Genomic DNA, 16314 nt, shown 5'->3' on the forward strand with positions numbered 1-16314 from the left:
CCTCGCCCCCCGCTTCAGGGCCGCCGTCTGCAAGCGCTGGGCGCGCGGCCAGGTTTGTGGTCTGAATGCCCTCTCACGCTGCGATCGATCGTTAAATGTGAACTCAAGATGCCGATGGCTCTGACCGAACTCATCAACGCCGCGCGAGACGGTGACGCGGCGGCCGGCGAGCTGGCCTTGGCTGAAACCTATCGGCAACTCAGGCTGCTCGCTCAGCGGGTCAGCGGTGGCGCGGACGCCGAACTGAGCCCGACCGAGCTGCTGCATGAGGCTTGGTTCAAATTGTTTCCCCAGGACGGCGCCGCGGCGCTCGCCAGCCGCAGCCATTTCATGAACCTGGCCGCGCGCGCGATGCGTCAGGTGCTGGTCGATCTGGCCCGCGAACGCGGCGCTCAGAAACGTGGCGGCGGCTGGCTGGCCGTGACCTTCAGCGCCGCCCTTGGGCAGCCGGCCGAGCAGCTTGATCTGCTCGAAGTCGACCATGCATTGCAGCGGCTGGAACGTCGCGACCCGCGGCTGGTGCGAATTGTCGAAGCCTACTTTTTCGCCGGCCTCAGCTTCGAGCAAACGGGCGCTGCACTGGGCATCAGCGAACGCAGCGCGCGCCGCGGCTGGGAACTCGCGCGCGCGTTTCTCAGCACCGAACTGGCCGGCAGCGCATGAGCGGCACAGCCGACACCGAGTCCGATCCGCTGTGGCCGCGACTGGCTGCACTGTTCGAGCAGCTGATGGATCTGCCAGTCGAGGACCAAGGCTCGCATCTGGAAGTGCTCGCGCTCGAATCGCCGTTGCTGGCACAACGCCTGCGGGTGCTGCTGCTGGCGCATGCGCGCAGCGACCCCAAGCTGGCCCGTGGCGCCGCATTCTCGGCTTTCGAGCTGGACGAGCCGCCGCTTGAAGTGGGCGACCGCGTCGGCCCCTGGCAACTGCTGCGGCGCCTTGGCGAAGGCGGCATGGGCGAGGTCTGGCGGGCCGAACGCCATGAGGGCGAACTGCGCTACGAGGTCGCGCTCAAGCGCATCCGCGGCGGTGCGCAACTGCCTGAGTTGAAGGCTCGTTTTCTGCGCGAACGAGGCATTCTTGCGCGCCTCACCCACCCGCACATCGCTCGCTTCATCGATGCCGGCATTGACGCCCAGGGTTCACCTTGGCTTGCGATGGAGTTCGTCGACGGCGAGAACCTGCTGAGTTACTGCGAGCAGCGTCAGCTGTCGCCGCGGGCGCGCATCCAGCTCAGCCTGCAGGTGCTGGCCGCACTCGACCACGCCCACCGCATGCTGGTGGTGCATCGCGATCTCAAGCCCGGCAATGTGCTGGTCGATCGCGATGGCGAGGTCAAGCTGCTCGACTTCGGCATCGCCAAACTGCTGGAGTCGGCGCCCGAGCTCACCGCCACCCGCGCGCATGCCCCGCTGACGCCACGCTATGCAGCGCCGGAACAGTTGGCTGGGGACGCGGTCGGCACCGCTGCCGATGTGTACTCCGCCGGCGTGCTGCTGTTCGAGCTGCTCAGCGGGCGCTCGCCGTTCGGCGATGAGGTCGGCAGCAGCACGCGGCGCAGCCCGGACTCGCTGTGGCAGGCGTGGTCACGCAGCGCCAGTGCGGGCAGTACGGCGGCGGCCTATACGCTCGACCCGCGGCTGCTGCGCCGGCAGCTGCGCGGTGAGCTGCAGTTGATCCTCAGCCGCGCCCTGGCGGCCGCGCCCGAAGATCGCTATCCATCCGCTGCCGCCTTCGCTGACGATCTGCAGGCTTGGCTGGATGAGCGCCCGCTGCGCAGTCGGCCGACGCCCTGGCCCAACCGACTCTACAAGCTGATCCGCCGACACCGCCTGGCCAGCGCCAGCCTCGCGCTGGCGCTGTTTGCAGTCGTGGGAGGGCTGGTGGTCAGCCTGCACCAGGCACAGCAAGCCGAGCAGCGTGCCGCTCAGGCCGAGGCCGCCCGCGCGTTTCTCGGCGAGGTATTCAGTGCGGCCGATCCACAGCTGCACGGCGACACCCCACCCAGTCTCAACGAGCTCCTGCAGCGCGGCGCGGAGCGGCTGCAATCCAATGACCGTCTGGACCCGCGCACACGCGTGCTGCTGCAGCAGGATCTCGGCCGGGTCAGCCTTAGCCTTGACCAGCGCAGCCAGGCCGCGGCGCTGTTGGCTCAGGCCGAAGCCGCGGCGGCACAGGCCGGGCTGGATGCGCAGGAGCAGCGCAGCCTGCAGCTGGACCTGGCCGAACTTGCACTGGCCCAGGATCAAGCCGAAAGCGGCTGGCAGCGTCTCCACGCGCTGCCGCTGCCATCGACGCAGCACGCGCCCTCGGCGCAGGACCTGCGCGAACTCGGCCTGCGCAGCCAGCTGCTCCAGGCGCGCTCGCAGCCCGCCGAGGCCTTGGCCCTGCTTGAACCCTACTTGCAGGCCGCGACCTGGCAGATCGAACCCGTGGGCACGGGCCTGCTGGCCCACGCGGCCAGCGTGCAGATGCAGCTCGGCCGACCACGCGATGCACTGGCCAGCGTCGAGCGCGCCCTGCCCCTGCTGACGGTCGACAGCCCGCTCGGCCTGCGCGTTCGCCTGTTCGAAACCGAGGTCGAAGCACTGCGCAGCCTGGTCGACACCCCGCGCGCGCTGGCGCGGCAGCGCGAGGTCATCGACCTGCTGGAGCAGCGTCTCGGCAGCGCCCACACCCGCACGCTGTGGGCACGAATGATGTTATGCGGCCTGCTGATCGGTGATGGCGCCTTGGCCCAGGCCGATGCCGAGTACAGCGCCGTGTGGCCCGAACTACAGGGCGAAGAACGTACTGGCTCGATGCGCGCCGAGGCGCTGTGGGGCTGGGGAATGGTGGCGTTCCGGCGCGGCGAGTTCGCGCCAGCGCGACAGCGCTTCGAGCAGGCGCATGCGCTGTACGTGCAGGCCTTCGGCGCTGACTCCGGCAAGGCCCGTCAGGTTGCCGAGGCGCTGGCGATGGTGAGGGTGGAAACCGACGACATCGATGCCGGTTTGGCCGAGTTGCAGACCCTGGTCGCCGCAGCGCGCGCGGTCGATGATCGCGCCCGGCTGGGCAGCCTGCTGAACTCGCAGGCGCTGGCCCTGCTCGCTGCCGAACGCCCAGCGCAGGCGCTGCCGCTGATCGAGCAGAGCCTCGCGCTCAGTGCCGAACTCGGCCAAGCCAGCTGGTGGACCCAGGTCATCCATGCCCGCGCGCTGCGCCTGGCCGGTGACCCCGAGGCTGCGGTCGCTGTGGCCGAACCGGTGGTCGCACACTACCGCGATGTGCTTTCGCCCAAGGGCGGCCCACGCCGCGCCGAGGCCGAACGCGAGCTGGCCCTGGCCCTGCAGCAGGGCGGGCCGGAGGCGCGGGCGCGGGCTGCGAACCTGCTCGAAAGCGCGCTGGCCCAGCGCCGCAGTGCCTTGGGCGACGACAGCCCGCTGACCCGCCAGAGTGGGATCGAGCTGGCGCAGGCGCGCGCTTACAGCCCGCGGTAGTGCGACCGCATGCAGCCGCGGGCAAGGCCTGCTTCATTCGGATCGCAGCCACAGGCGCGTTCGCACAACCCCGCCGGATTTGTGATCACATTTGCGTATCCCGAGAAGTTCAAACTCCGGAGTCTCCGCATGCCTCGCTTCAACACCGCCGCGCCAAGTGTTTCCGCAGCTGTCGCGGACGCTCCGCTGCCTACGCATCTGCGCGTGCGCGTCGCCCAGGTCCTGATCGCCGCACTCGGCGCGCTGGCTGTCAGCACTGTGGCTACAGCCCAGGTCTCGCTTGATTCAAGCTTCGCCACCGCTGGCAGGCGCACGGTCTCGTTCGATCTCGACAGCGCCGCTACCGATGGCGCCCGGCGGATTTTCCCGACCGCCAACGGTGGCTATCTGGTCATCGGCGAAGCCAGCAACAGCGGCGTCGCGCTGGCCTTGACCCGCCTGTCCGCCAGCGGCGCGATCGACATCAGCTTCGGCACCAATGGCAAGCGCAGCTATCCGCTGCAAGTGGATTCGGTCGCCGATGTCGCCCAGGACTCACAGGGCCGGCTGGTCTTCATCGGCACCGAAGCGGTCAGCGGTGGCAGCGATGTGTTCATCGCCCGGCTGCTGCCGAGCGGTGAGGTCGATGCAAGCTTTGGCTTTCTGGGCCTTGCGCGGATCAATGTTCAGGCCCAGGACGAAGCGTTCGCACTGGCGATCGGACCGCAGGACCAAGCGCTGGTGCTGGTGCGTACGCGCGCCAATTCGTCCTTGGGCTGGGCGGGCTATGTGGCGGCACTGGACGCTGCCGGGCAGAACCCGGTCTCGACGGTGGTGTCTGGCATTCCCGAAGCGGGTAGCGGAGCGCTTGCCTGGTCGAGCGGGCGCAACGCACTGCTGGTTGGGCTGAGCTCGTCCGGCAGCCAGACCTGCAACGTGGGCCTGTATCAGGTCAGCCTAAGCGGTAGCGGCGCCGCTCAGCAGCTCGCATCAGGCTTCCTGGGCGGCGTCACCCTGTTCAACACCACCAACGGCTGCACGCAGGCGCGCATCAATGCGGTATCGGCGTTGCCCGGCAGCGGCGGCGCCCTGATGGCCGGGCAGCGCGAAGACCCCACGGCACCTGGCAGCGGCCGCCAGCGGGGCATGCTGCTGCGTTTCGCCGCGAGCGGCGGGATTGATCCAAGCTTCAACGGCGACGGCGTGCGGGTGGAGCCGGCGGCATTTCCGGCCACCGATCTGGTGTTCCGGGCCGTAGCAGTTGACCCGCAGGGGCGCACGCTGGTCGCAGGCAACAGCCGAAACAGCGCCGGTCCGACCAGTGCTTTTGCGCTCTGGCGCTACCTGCCCAACGGCACACCTGACACCAGCTTCAACAGCGGCAGCGCCCAGATCATCACGACCTTCCCCGCTGCCAATGGTCTGGACTCACCGCTTGCTGCAGCCAATGATCTGCGCCTGATCGGCCCGCGCATTCTTGTCGCCGGGCGCAGCCGATGGACCGGCGTCAGCGATGACGACTTCGCGATTGCGGCATTCACCACGCCGGATGCGACGCTGTTCAGCAACGGCTTCGAGCCATAGGCATCTGCGAAGCGCGGTGCTCACCGAGCTGAGGGTGGCACGCGGTTGCGGTTGTGTGTGCAGAAACATGTCAGTTCCGCGCGGCAGTGACGTATGGCTTAAAGCAAGCAGACGACACCGCCACGACGGTAACGCCACGACGGTAACGCCACTGTACGTGCCCACAGGCGAACAGATGGGTAGACTACGCACGCCAGCCGGCTTTCCTCAGGAATCCATAGCGCTTGCCACGTCAGCGGAATGGCGTCAGCGGCACGACGGATGCTGGCGTTTCAGTACGGATCTCGCTGCGATCACCCCATGACACAACAACGGAGCACACACGCATGAAGCCTTTGATGTTTGCCGCTGCAATTATTTTCTTGGTGTCCAGCACCGCGTCGGCTACCCCGCGACAAGAGGCAGGACTGCAGCCCTTCGAGTTTGCGAGCGCCGAAAACCTGAAGTCGATCAGCGTTTCGTCCGTCGTAGAAGCGACGACCGAAATCAGCGAGTTCTGCTGGATCACTTACAGCACCTGCATGCTCCAATGCGGCTTCACTGACCCCGCACAGTTCCCGGTTGATGCCTGCTCGGAAGCGTGCTTCAACGAGTACATGAGTTGCGCTGGGTTCTGATCTGGTAAGGCCTGAGCAACGCAGGCCTGATGAGCCCGCATCGGATCAGGCCCGCGATTACCACACCGGGTCGATCGCGAGATATGCAGCTGCCGGCTGCGACGCAGGCATGCTTCCTGTCGACCAGCGCATATCGGCGGCACTGAACGAGGCACCGATCTTCGCCGCGCTCTTGCGCGCGGCGAAGGTCCTCTATCGGCGCGCTGTGCGCTGTCGCCCTGCGCCACCCCCGCAAGCCTGCCCGCTTCACCGCTGCCACTGCGCTGCCAGAAGCCCGGCGCGAAATTTGCATCCTTGGCTGGTCGACGAACAGGTGCGAGCCGGCACCGCCAAGGAGACCATGGATGCCTCAGCCGATCCTGCACATCTACCAGCAGGCCTTTCCGCACGATATGCCGGCCATCGTTGGCACTGCAGAGGCGCTGGATGTTCTGCGGGCGGCCATCGGCAACGCATTGGCGCGCGGCGAGGCGCTCAGCCGGGATGTGTTGGACTCGGCCGGCGAAGGCTATGTGGTGAAGGTCTGCTGTCGGCTTCCGCACAAAGCCGAAGCGCCGCCCGGCAGCTTTCGCGAGAAACTCGGCAAGGACGATCTGGAGCCGCTGCCGAGTACGTTCTGGGAGCGGCTCGGCGCCCGCTAGCGGCGCCAGCTTGAGCGGGCGATCCGCCACCCCGGCGAAGGCTGCCGCGACCGCTCGACTCCGCCCCTCGGAGACCCCATGCGCTCTGCCTGCAACCGCTGTCTGCACCTGCTCAGCGTGCTCGTTCTCGTTCTCGTAGCCACTTCAGCAATCGGCAGCGCGGGCGCGGAGGACGCAACTCGCGGCGCGCTCACATCGCCCGTCAACAGCGTGGCAGCGATCGTGGATTTCATCGAGCGCCCGCGCCCTGGGCTCGAATCGCGCGAGCGGAACCCGCCGCTTGAGCCGCTCAGCACCAGCCCTCGGCGCAACGCCCGGGTCAGGCTCGAAGGCCGCTCAGATCCCGCGGGTCGGGTCCGTGCTCGGCGGGTCTTCCTCGCGGGGCTCACGTTGGGCCCACGGCAGACGGCTGGTCGAGCGCTCGATCATCCGCCGCACCTTGGGCGAGCCCTCGCCGCGGTGCAGCGCCCGCAGGCGTTCCGGCACGACTGCATCGTCGCGGGTGATGCGGCTGTTGTGGCGCAGGTAGTCGAGCCAAGTCGCAGTCTTGTAGCGCTCGATCCACAGCCGCGGATCGTGCAGATCACGCAGCAGAACCCACTGATGCGCTCCATCGCGGCGGCGAATGCGGCGCCGTTCGGCCATTGCGTTCAGGAACGGCACGATGTCGGGTTCATCGATGATCCACTCGATGGTGACCACGACCGGGCCGGTGCGAGACTCCACCGCCACCGCGGTCACGGGTTCCTCGTAGCGGCGCAGCGGGTCTAGATCGCGTTGTGCGGATTGCTCAAGCGGCAGCAGCCAGCCCAGGGCCGCGCTGCCGAGCAGGGCGCCGGCCGCGCCAAGCAGGGCGGCCTCGACGCTGTGCGATTCGGCCAACTGTCCCCACAGCCAGCTGCCCACCGCCAGCCCGCCAAACGCCGCCATCTGGTACAGCGACAGTGCTCGCGCAACGACCCAGCGTGGTGCAGCCAGCTGCACGGCGACATTGAGATTGGACAAGGCCAGCACCCAGCCGCCGCCAGCACCCAGCATCATCAGTGCGGTCAAGGCGAACACCGGACGGGTGGCAACAACGACCAGGGCCAGCGCGAACACGACGCTGGCCGCCTGCACCAGCGCCTCGGTCGACAGGCGTGTGCGCAACTGCGCGCTGCCGAGGGCGGCACACACCGCACCGAGGCCAAAGGCGCCGAGCAAGAGGCCGTAGCCCAGTGCGCCACCCGCGCCCAGCCGAGCCGCGATCAGCGGCAGCAGGGCCAGAACCGCGCCGGCGCCAAGCCCGAACGCCACGCTGCGCAACAGCACCGTGCGAATGGTTGGCGACAGAGTCACATAGCGCAGTCCGGCGGCCATCGCACTGCCCAGGCGTTCGCGCGGCAGCAGCGGCGGCTCATACCCGGGTTGCCAACGCCACAGCACGGCGATCAAGCCCACATAGCTCAGCGCGTTGACAGCAAAGGCGGCGGCGGCACCGGCAGCCGCCACGATCGCGCCACCGATCGCCGGGCCGGTGCTGCGGGCTAGATTGAAGCCCATGCTGTTCAGCGCAACGGCGGCGGGCACCTGCGGGCGCGGCACCATGTCCTGCACTGAGGCCTGCCAGGCCGGCGCATGAAACGAACTGCCGCAGCCGATCAGGAAGGTGAAGGCGAGCAGCAGCCACGGCGTCAGCACCTGCAGCCATGCACACAACGCCAGCAGTGCCGACACGATCAGCATGAAGCCCTGCGCGCCCAGCATGACGCGCCGCCGATCCCAGCTGTCGGCGATCGCTCCGCCCAGCAGCGACAGCAGCACCACCGGCAGCGCAACCGAGGTCTGCACCAGGGCCACCATCCCAGCCTGAGCGGTCATCTCCAGCATCAGCCAAGCGGCGCCGACCGATTGGATCAGACCACCGAAGTTGGAAGCCAAGCTGGCGAACCAGACCCTGCGAAAGACCGGAACGCGAAACGGCGACAGTGCGGTGACCGGAACATCCATCGCCCGCATTGTAGAGGTGAGCGAAAGCCCAGGGCGCCGACACAGGGACACGCATCCGGCTAGATCGGTACGCGGGCTTGGCCCACTCGGCGAACGCGGCATCCACGTCGAACGCGTGCCTTCTGCAGCGCGAACAATCGCCGCGCCCCACTGCGCAATGACCGCACCGGCTGCGCCACCCGATGCCAAGCGAATGCGTGCGCGACGCCTGATCAACCAGCGATTCTTGCGCGGGGTGGAGACTGTGCGAATCAGCCACTCGGCTCGCGCAGGCGCTGATGCAGGCGGGCCAAGGCAAGATTGATCCGCGCAACCGGGTCAGCACCGGCTTCGATATCGCTGCGGATCTCGGCCAACAGACGCATGCTGTCGGTTAACCCAGCGCGCAGAGTGCTGGCACAACATGATCGCTTCTCGCTCTGCGCATCAGCATCGTCGGCATTCACGCGCTGTCCTCCGCGTTGGGTCTCGTAACGGCGATCAACGTATTTCAGCGTGTTCGCGGCTTCCCGACATCAACCGCGATGCCAGCAGCGCTCGCGCTGACCCGCGCCACGATGTGGGCAGGCACGCGGCCTTCGCTTCCAGCGCGCCGCCTGGGCCGGGTTCGTTGACCCGAACCGCTTCGGCGCGCACGAAGATAGTATTGCTATCCAAGATCAACGTGCAAGCCATTCTATCGCCAAGTGCGCACTCGTGACGCTATACAAGGCGCCGACGACCGACGCTGGCAGGCACCTTGATGAATCTGCATGAGCGGGTGCGAGCAGCCCGCAAGCACTTGAATGCGACCCAAGAGAGCCTGGCCGCGTTGACTGGAGTCACCCGCGGCGCAGTTGCGCAATGGGAAATGCCGAACGGCACCGCGCCCAGCGTGGAGAACCTGATCAAGATCGCGACGATCAGCGGCGTGGGTTTCGAGTGGCTCGCCACCGGGCGCGGCCCCCGCACGCTGGGCGACGCCGCAACGGTGCGGGAACCGCAGCGCCCCGACTATGCCGCGGCCGACCCTTTGGATGTGGCACTCCGAGCAGCGATCGCGCGCCTGCCGGAGGCGAAGCGGCGCGCTTTACTGGAGCTGCTCCGCAAGTAGCCCGGCAGACGGACTAGCTGCCGGCCTTGAACAGGTTGGAGAACACGCCGCTGCCCTGATCCGTGCTGACAACTGCCCACGACGAGAAATGCGCGAGCAGATTGATCTGGGTCGCCGACAGCTCGGTGCTCAGGGTGTTGTAGTGCGGAAACTGCTGGCTCTGCAGTTCGGACGCGACCAGCGACTGCACGGCCGGGTTGTTGGCGAACTGCGATGCCCAGTTGCTGGCGTAGTTCAGATACACCCACACGACCGTCATCGGAGTGGACCGCGCCTGCACGCCGAACCAGGGGTTGGCCTGCACCGTGAGGCTCTGGGACAGAATCGCCGGCTGGACCGCCGGTGCGCTGCCGCCTGCCGCCGCCCACAGCGCGCTGAGAAAGCCCGCGAACGCACTCGAATCGAACACCTGGTTGTTGGCGAACAACGCATTCTCAGGTGTCGCGCCGCCCGCGGAATACAGCACATAGCCGCTGGTGGCGTCATAGGGTTGATAGCCGAACAGCGGCGGCACGGCATCGTCGACGATGATCTGGGTCCCCGCGATCCAGCCCTGCTGGCCATTGGAGATTCCCGCGCTGCCGGTGGTCAGCGGCGTTTCCGAGTTGACGCAGACGATCGCACTATCGATATCGCTGAAAGCCAGCAGACTGGCCAGCCCGGTGTTCTCCAGGCTGCCGCCATCCGCGAAGGTGTTCGGCAGCCGGTTCGTTGCCGCAGCAGCCACCGGCCAGGAGGCGTACTGCGGGATCAGATCCTGCGGGTTCGGAAAGCTGATCGAGGGCGCGGAAGCAGCATCGGCGCGACCACGCGCGATCAGCTCCTGCGCGGTCGCGTGCAGCGCCTCGGGCAGATGGTCCTTGATCCACTGCCAGACGGCGTCGCCCTCCTGTGCCAACCACTTCAGAAACAGCCATGGATTGGCTTCCCATTGGGCGATCTGGTTCTGCACGGTTTCGGCAAAGGCGACGCTGCTGGTGCCGGTGATGTCGGTCAGCGACCACGGTCGCGGCTGGGTCAGCTGCGCGCTCGAGCCTGACAGGCTCAGGAAGGTCGAACTGAAGGCGAAGGAGTCGACTCCACCGCCGCCCACCGCCAGACCGTTGGCATCGACAGCGCCACTCGGCGTGCCGACCACGGCGGTCATCAGGCCATTGGCCTGCACCGGGGCCAACAGCGGGAAAGACTCGCTCTGCACCTTGACGAACATGCCCATATTGCAGATATGCAGCGGCCGTTGAGCGCGTTGCGACGACACCTGATCGGCGAACAGATAGGCGGTACGGGAGGACAGCGAGGGGTTCGTAGCGGTGATGGCCGCCAGCGAATCGACGGTGGCCGAGAAGAAGTCCTGCGGCGCACCGCTGGTCGGATCGATGTCGAACAGATCGTAGCTGCCGAGGATGTTCATCCCGATCACGGTCTGCCACAGCATGTTCGCAGGCAGGGGATTGCTCGGGTTGAAGCGCAGAAACAGCTCGTACAGCAGCACCGCGGTACCGGCGATGCCCTCCAGGGAGAACAGCACCGAGGTCATCGGGTTGCCGGCGTTGCCGGCCGGAAGTGTCGCCAGCTCGGCGAGGGTCAAGGTGCCCTGATCGCTGTCGTACACGCCCAGGTAAGTGTCGTCACTGGGGCCTGATGCGGGCATGTACTGGTAGGGGACCCCCAGCCAGGAACCACCGGAGACCGTTGAAATGGCCTTGAACTGTGACAGCAGACTGCCGCCGTTGGCCTGCAGCGCGGCGAATGCGCGCAGCTGGCCCATGCCGGCGCAGCAGGCGCGGGTGCCGCCGCCCGACAGGCACAGGCCGACGTTTCCGGGCGTGGATGCAGGCGTATAGAGCTGACTGACGGTGAGCGGCGGCGTCGGGGTGACGCTGGCGGTGAGCGTAGGCGTGGTCATGATCTCTCCTAAGGCGCGATTGCGTGGCGGTCGACAGTGGTGGGCAGGACGGCCTGCAGGACCTGCAGGCGATGAACCGCCCAGAGAATCCGCAGGCCTCCGTGTATACCGCATTCGTGATACTGCGTTGCAGTCACTCAGACAGCCAATGCAGACATCGCACTGAAGAGTCAGGCGCGGCTGTGCCGCCCGATCGACGCTGTCGACCGACTCGTGACCATCGCAGCCTGCTCCAGCGCGATCGAGCCGCGCCGGGGCAGGACAAAGATCAGGACTCGAACCCGTCCGCGAACACTTGGTCTGGGTTGAGCTGCTGCAGAATCCAGTCGCGAAACAGCGCTTGCTCCAGCGCCGGCATCGGATCACCCGGACGCATGCGGGTGCCGTTCTGCGGATCGGCGCAGTTGATCTTCTCGAACAGAAAGCTGCGCGAGGGCTCACCCGGCAACACGCGCCGCACGCCGGGAGCGCGGTCGCTCAACGCATTCACCAAGGCCGCCAGGCTGGCCGGCGCGGTCAGATCCAGCCCGCCGCTGTTGGTCGCACCGGGCGCATGGCAGCCGATGCAGGCTGCGTTGAAGATCGGCTGGATCTCGCCAGCGAAGTCGACCGTCGGGGTGGTCGGAATCGCGCTTAGGTTCGTGCAGTCGCGGCCACCGTTCCAGATGCCGACCTGCACGTTCAACGACAGCAGGCTGCCTAGGGTGATGCTGCGATCCAGCATCGGATTGGCGTGGGTGGTCGTAGCGGTATCGGCGGCGGCGTCGATCCGCAGCACACCCGCGCCATCGCTGCGCACAGGGATGTGGAACCAGCCCAGCGCATCACTCATCACCCGATGGGCAACGCCGGTCGCCGTGATGCCCGAGCCCGGGAGATAGTCGCGGCCGTTGGGCAACGCATACGGCGCGCCGGCGCGTCGCAGGCCGACATCCGCCACCAGCGGCAGGCCGCGCGTATCGAGCACGCGCCCGGCGACCGTGGTGTCAGACAGCCACGCATCCATGGCCAAGGTATGCGGGCCGGCGCCCGCCGGCAGCACGAAGCCGCGGCGCACCGGCTGCACGCCGTCGCCGGCCGGCTCGCCGGCACTGATCACGATGGCGTTGCCGCTGAGATCCACCTGCACCTGTGCCGACACCACCCCGCCCGCAGCAACCGTGATGACATTGCTGCCGCCGGCATGCGGTGCCGGCGTCACTCCATCGTCCTGATACAGACGCAGTTCGGTCGCCACGCCGAGCGGCGGCGCCGCCAGCGTGCGGGCGTCGCGCAGACTGCCATTGATCTGCAGGTTCACCGCGCGATTGACCACGACTTCGCGCGTGGTGCTGGCCTGCTGGCCCGCGGCATTGGTCACCGTGAGCCGGGCGGTGTAGCGGCCCGGCGTGGTGTAGGTTCGCGCCGGCGAAGTGGACGTTGATGTCGCGCCATCGCCGAACACCCAGCTGCGCTGGGCAATGCTGCTGCCCGGCGCGGTCGACTGATCGGTGAACTGCACGTTCAAGGGCGCGAGACCTACCGGCGGGTTCGGTGCGGTCGTGAATGCCGCGGTCGGCGGCGTGGTCGCGTTGAAACGCAGCCGGCGCAGCGGGTCATTGCCGCCGGTCGAAGCGCCCTGCCCGCTGGAGGCGAAGTACAGATGCCCATCCGGTCCGAAACGCAGGGTTACTGCCGACACACTGGCGAAGGCGCCATCGTTGTCGAGCGTCTGCAGGCTGTCGAGATTGGCACCGGTGAGCTGGCCGCGCCGCACCGAGGCGCCATAGCGCGCGAAGTACAGCACATCGGTGCCGAAGGGCCCGCCGCTGGCGATCTCGATGCCCACCAGGGACGGATTGATCGTCAGCATCACCTTGTGGTTCGGGTCCTTCGGCGCCACAAACGGCCCGCCATCATTGATATCGCCGGGGCCATTGCAGGCGCCGGCATCACCGCAGGGGCCCCAGCCGCCATTGGAGCCGACCCGCACCCGCGAAATGCGATCGACGCCGTCGCCGTTCTCCGACACATACAGCACATCGGTGTCCGGGCGGCCACGATGGAAGGTGAAGCGAAACGGATTGCGGAACCCGACCGCCCACACCCTTGATGCGATGCTGTTCGGGTCGCCGTTGTAGAACGGATTGCTGGGCAGGCCGCGGCCGTTGCCGGCGTCGACCTTGAGCAGCTTGCCCTCGTACCGATCCGGGCACTGCGGCACCGCGATCTGCAGCGACTCGCGGCTGATGCAGGTGATCCTGGTGGAACGCACGCCATCGTCGCCCAGCGCGATGTAGATCGCGGTCGGGTCCGCGGGTGAGAAATGGATGTCGCCACCTTTGTGGATATTGCTGGCTCGCGGCAGACCGCTCAGCAGCACCGTGGCCGAGCCCGCCTCCGCCGCCGAGAACGCCGAGTTCGCGCGCAGCCGCACCAGGCGCTGATCGCTGGCGGTGCTATAGAACACGTACAGATAGCGGCTGTTGGCGTAGTCCGGATCGATCGCAACACCGAGCAGCCCGGCTTCCTGATCGGTCCAGACTTCAGTGACGAAATCCGCGAACACCACAGGCGTTTCGTAGCCACCGCTACCGTTCGCCGCCGCCCGGATCACCCGGCCCTGCTTTTCGATCAGGTATACCGCGCCGAGATGATCGAACGAGATGCCGGTCTTGCCGTTGGCCGGACTGTGCAGGGTTTCGGTGACGAAGGCCGCAGGCGGCTGCTGCGCCATCGTTGCGCCGACAAGAGCCAGCAGCAGGGTGGCAACAATCCATCGAAGTGTTCGCATCATCGGCTCCCGGGGTGAGGACGCACGATTCTCCATCAGAACTGAGAGCGCTGGCCGCGAACGGCGTGGAGCTTTGCCCACGACGCGGCCAGGGGAATCCGCGACCTTGACCTGATCAGCGCAGCGCTTGGCGCACCACAACGCATTGCGATGAGATGTGGGCCAGCGACACGCCCAAGCCAATACGTGTGAGGAATCGACGCCGACGCGAGCGGCTTACTTGACGATCAGCGGCTTCTCCGCCAGCGGCCGAATGCCGAAGTACGCATGAATCTCGGCGGGGAAATACACCACGCCATCCTTCACCACCATGCGGATCTTCATCGTTTCGCGCAGATCGGTGGTGGGGTCGCCGGGGATCAGGAAGAAGTCGGCGAACTTGCCGCGCTCGATCGAGCCGAGTGATTCGGCCTCGCCGAGATACTCGGCCATGTCGAGGGTCGCGCGTCGCAGGACTTCGGCCGGAGTGAAACCGAGCTGCTGGAACAGCTGCAGTTCGCGGTGATAGGCGAAGCTGCCGCCAAGGTCGGTGCCGGGGATCAGCAGCACACCGCGCTGATGCATCTCGCGCAGGGTGTCGAGCAGCTTCAGCCAGGCGGCGGCGTAGGCCTCGGTGTCGCCCGGGGCGGACATGTCGGTCCAGGCGCGCTTGGCGTCGCGCTGCGCGCCGACCGGAAGGTGATCGATGTAGTCGACCGCTCCGGGTGGCACCTGGCCGTTCTGGTTGAGCGTCAGGTTCTCGTGGATGGCGATGGTGGGCTCGACCGCCACCTTGCGCGCGACGATGCTGTCCATGGTCTTGCGCACCCGCGGCGCGGCGAGGTCCAGATCGGCCAGGCGCTTCAACGCGGTCAGACGCAGCAGGGTGCGGGTATCCTCCTCCGGCGTCAGCACCCAGCCCAGCATGATCTGGTTGATATGGGTGAGTTCGTCGTAGCCGGCTTCGATCATCGCGTCCGCGTTCGAGAACGCGGGCACGTGGCCGGAGGCACGCAGGCCCAGGCGATGGGCTTCGGCCACCGCGGCGAGGTTCCAGGCCGGGTTCATGCTGTTGTAGAGCTTGATCTGGCCGACGCCGCGCGCCGCATACCAGCGCACCGCGGCCAGCGCTTCGGCCTCACTCGCCACCAGCACACCGTTGTTGGAATTGAATGGGCTGCGGCCCTCGATGTACCCGCTGCGGTGTATCCGCGGGCCGGCCACGGTGCCAGCTTCGATGCTGTCGACCAGGCGCTGCAGACTGGCGTTGTCATTGCCCATGTCGCGCACCGAGGTGACGCCCGCGGCGATGTTGAGCGTCGCGGCCTCCTGCCCCAGATGCCCATGCATCTCGTAGAAGCCGGGCACCAGGGTGCCGCCCTCGCCTTCGATGATGACTTCATCTGCGCTGGGCGAACTGCCCGCCGGCTGCACGCCGGTGATGCGACGGCCGAACACGATCACGTCAACGGGTTCCGACAGGGCCAGGCGCTGCGGCTCGAATACCCGCACGTCGCGAATGCGCACAGGCTGCGTGTAGCGATGCGCGGTCGCCTGCTGGATCGCTTCCAGTCGCGTGCGCCCCAAAGCGTCCGCGCGCTCGCCGAGGCGCTGTGCGTCGGCCTCATAACCTTTTCGGATGACGGCGAATCGCGGCGATGCGATCGCAAACAGTGCCCCCTGCGCGTCGAGCAGGAAGAAGGATGGATTCAGCGACAGCCCGCTGATGCTGTGAAAGCGCAGCTGCACGCGCTGCTCGCCGCTGCCGGCCTCGATCGTCTCGCCGGCCTCGACGCTGAGCTCGCCACCGGGCAAGGCCGGCAGCCGCCCACCTTCCACTTGCAGCAAGGCGCGTGCATACAGTCCGAGCGCCCACGGGCTCGCGCCTTGGCCCACATACAGGCTGGGCAGCTCGACATCGGCACGACCCTCGCCGACCGAATCGCGCCAATGCGCGTCGCGGCCGGTCCATTCGAAGGTTTCATCCACTTGGCTGCCGAAGGTGGTGTTGCCGGTGATGCGCCACTCCACCGGCAGGCCGCGCGAATCCAGGCGAAGCTGCTCGGCAATAGTCGGGCCGCGGCCGTTGTTCTTGTAGTCGTAGTCGATCGCGATGCGCTCACCTTCGCGGCTGACCTTCAGGTGCCCGACCGGATTGCCGCCGGCAATCACGGTGTACTCCTCGGCGTCGGCGGCCAGGCAGGGTGCGGACGCCGTGAACAGGGCGAGCAGCAGGGCAGCGATCCGCATGGCGGCGTCCTTCGATGGCGAGAG

At 67.3% G+C, this 16314-nt stretch carries 10 protein-coding genes; 5 read left to right on the top strand and 5 right to left on the bottom strand.

Annotated features, from left to right (window positions below; genetic code table 11):
• Positions 1-114: 114 nt before the first annotated feature.
• The 3 genes from ACIQ7H_RS02235 (at position 115) to ACIQ7H_RS02245 (ending at position 5042) form a co-directional block, all read left to right on the top strand.
• Entirely contained in the window at positions 115-663 is a 549-nt protein-coding gene (locus ACIQ7H_RS02235; protein ID WP_395787942.1) for an ECF-type sigma factor, read from the top strand.
• Complete coding sequence (locus tag ACIQ7H_RS02240) at positions 660-3479, top strand: protein kinase (RefSeq protein WP_395787944.1); 2820 nt, start codon at positions 660-662, stop codon at positions 3477-3479. Before ACIQ7H_RS02235 ends, ACIQ7H_RS02240 begins: the two co-directional genes overlap by 4 nt.
• Positions 3480-3608: 129 nt before the next feature.
• Positions 3609-5042 carry a hypothetical protein gene (locus ACIQ7H_RS02245; RefSeq protein WP_395787946.1) on the top strand — a complete coding sequence of 478 codons (1434 nt, stop codon included), beginning with the start codon at positions 3609-3611 and terminating at the stop codon, positions 5040-5042.
• Positions 5043-5274: 232 nt separating this feature from the next.
• On the opposite strand, the gene ACIQ7H_RS02250 is transcribed toward ACIQ7H_RS02245, so the two are convergent.
• On the bottom strand, positions 5275-5550 hold the full coding sequence (locus ACIQ7H_RS02250) for a hypothetical protein (protein WP_395787948.1): 276 nt from the start codon (positions 5548-5550) through the stop codon (positions 5275-5277).
• A gap of 453 nt (positions 5551-6003) precedes the next feature.
• Between ACIQ7H_RS02250 and ACIQ7H_RS02255 the strand changes: the two genes are divergently transcribed.
• Positions 6004-6300, top strand: a complete 297-nt coding sequence (locus ACIQ7H_RS02255) for a hypothetical protein (protein ID WP_395787950.1) — start codon at positions 6004-6006, stop codon at positions 6298-6300.
• A gap of 336 nt (positions 6301-6636) precedes the next feature.
• Here ACIQ7H_RS02255 and ACIQ7H_RS02260 read toward each other — a convergent pair whose 3' ends face one another.
• On the bottom strand, positions 6637-8289 hold the full coding sequence (locus ACIQ7H_RS02260) for an MFS transporter (protein WP_395787952.1): 1653 nt from the start codon (positions 8287-8289) through the stop codon (positions 6637-6639).
• 739 nt (positions 8290-9028) lie between these two features.
• On the opposite strand from ACIQ7H_RS02260, the gene ACIQ7H_RS02265 reads away from it, so the two are divergent.
• Positions 9029-9382: a helix-turn-helix domain-containing protein gene (locus tag ACIQ7H_RS02265; protein WP_395787954.1), complete on the top strand. Its 354-nt coding sequence runs from the start codon at positions 9029-9031 to the stop codon at positions 9380-9382.
• 13 nt (positions 9383-9395) lie between these two features.
• Here the strand turns inward: ACIQ7H_RS02265 and ACIQ7H_RS02270 are convergent, their stop codons facing one another.
• The 3 genes from ACIQ7H_RS02270 to ACIQ7H_RS02280 form a co-directional block, all read right to left on the bottom strand.
• Positions 9396-11288: a hypothetical protein gene (locus tag ACIQ7H_RS02270; protein ID WP_395787956.1), complete on the bottom strand. Its 1893-nt coding sequence runs from the start codon at positions 11286-11288 to the stop codon at positions 9396-9398.
• A 268-nt stretch (positions 11289-11556) separates the two neighbouring features.
• A complete protein-coding gene (locus tag ACIQ7H_RS02275; protein ID WP_395787958.1) occupies positions 11557-14061 on the bottom strand; it encodes a PQQ-dependent sugar dehydrogenase in 2505 nt (834 codons plus the stop codon).
• Between the two features lie 216 nt (positions 14062-14277).
• The gene (locus tag ACIQ7H_RS02280) at positions 14278-16290 is read right to left on the bottom strand and encodes an amidohydrolase family protein (protein WP_395787960.1); all 2013 of its coding nucleotides are present in this window, start codon (positions 16288-16290) and stop codon (positions 14278-14280) included.
• Positions 16291-16314 lie beyond the last annotated feature (24 nt).

The sequence above is a fragment of the Aquimonas sp. genome (assembly GCF_044377145.1).
Classification (GTDB): Bacteria; Pseudomonadota; Gammaproteobacteria; order Xanthomonadales; family Xanthomonadaceae; genus Aquimonas.

Excerpts from the sequence above, each read along its gene's own strand:
- ACIQ7H_RS02245 (WP_395787946.1), top strand. The coding sequence starts at position 3,609 with ATGCCTCGCTTCAACACCGCCGCGCCAAGTGTTTCCGCAGCTGTCGCG.
- ACIQ7H_RS02270 (WP_395787956.1), bottom strand. The coding sequence starts at position 11,288 with ATGACCACGCCTACGCTCACCGCCAGCGTCACCCCGACGCCGCCGCTC.
- ACIQ7H_RS02240 (WP_395787944.1), top strand. The coding sequence starts at position 660 with ATGAGCGGCACAGCCGACACCGAGTCCGATCCGCTGTGGCCGCGACTG.
- ACIQ7H_RS02280 (WP_395787960.1), bottom strand. The coding sequence starts at position 16,290 with ATGCGGATCGCTGCCCTGCTGCTCGCCCTGTTCACGGCGTCCGCACCC.
- ACIQ7H_RS02260 (WP_395787952.1), bottom strand. The coding sequence starts at position 8,289 with ATGGATGTTCCGGTCACCGCACTGTCGCCGTTTCGCGTTCCGGTCTTT.
- ACIQ7H_RS02275 (WP_395787958.1), bottom strand. The coding sequence starts at position 14,061 with ATGCGAACACTTCGATGGATTGTTGCCACCCTGCTGCTGGCTCTTGTC.
- ACIQ7H_RS02235 (WP_395787942.1), top strand. The coding sequence starts at position 115 with ATGGCTCTGACCGAACTCATCAACGCCGCGCGAGACGGTGACGCGGCG.
- ACIQ7H_RS02255 (WP_395787950.1), top strand. The coding sequence starts at position 6,004 with ATGCCTCAGCCGATCCTGCACATCTACCAGCAGGCCTTTCCGCACGAT.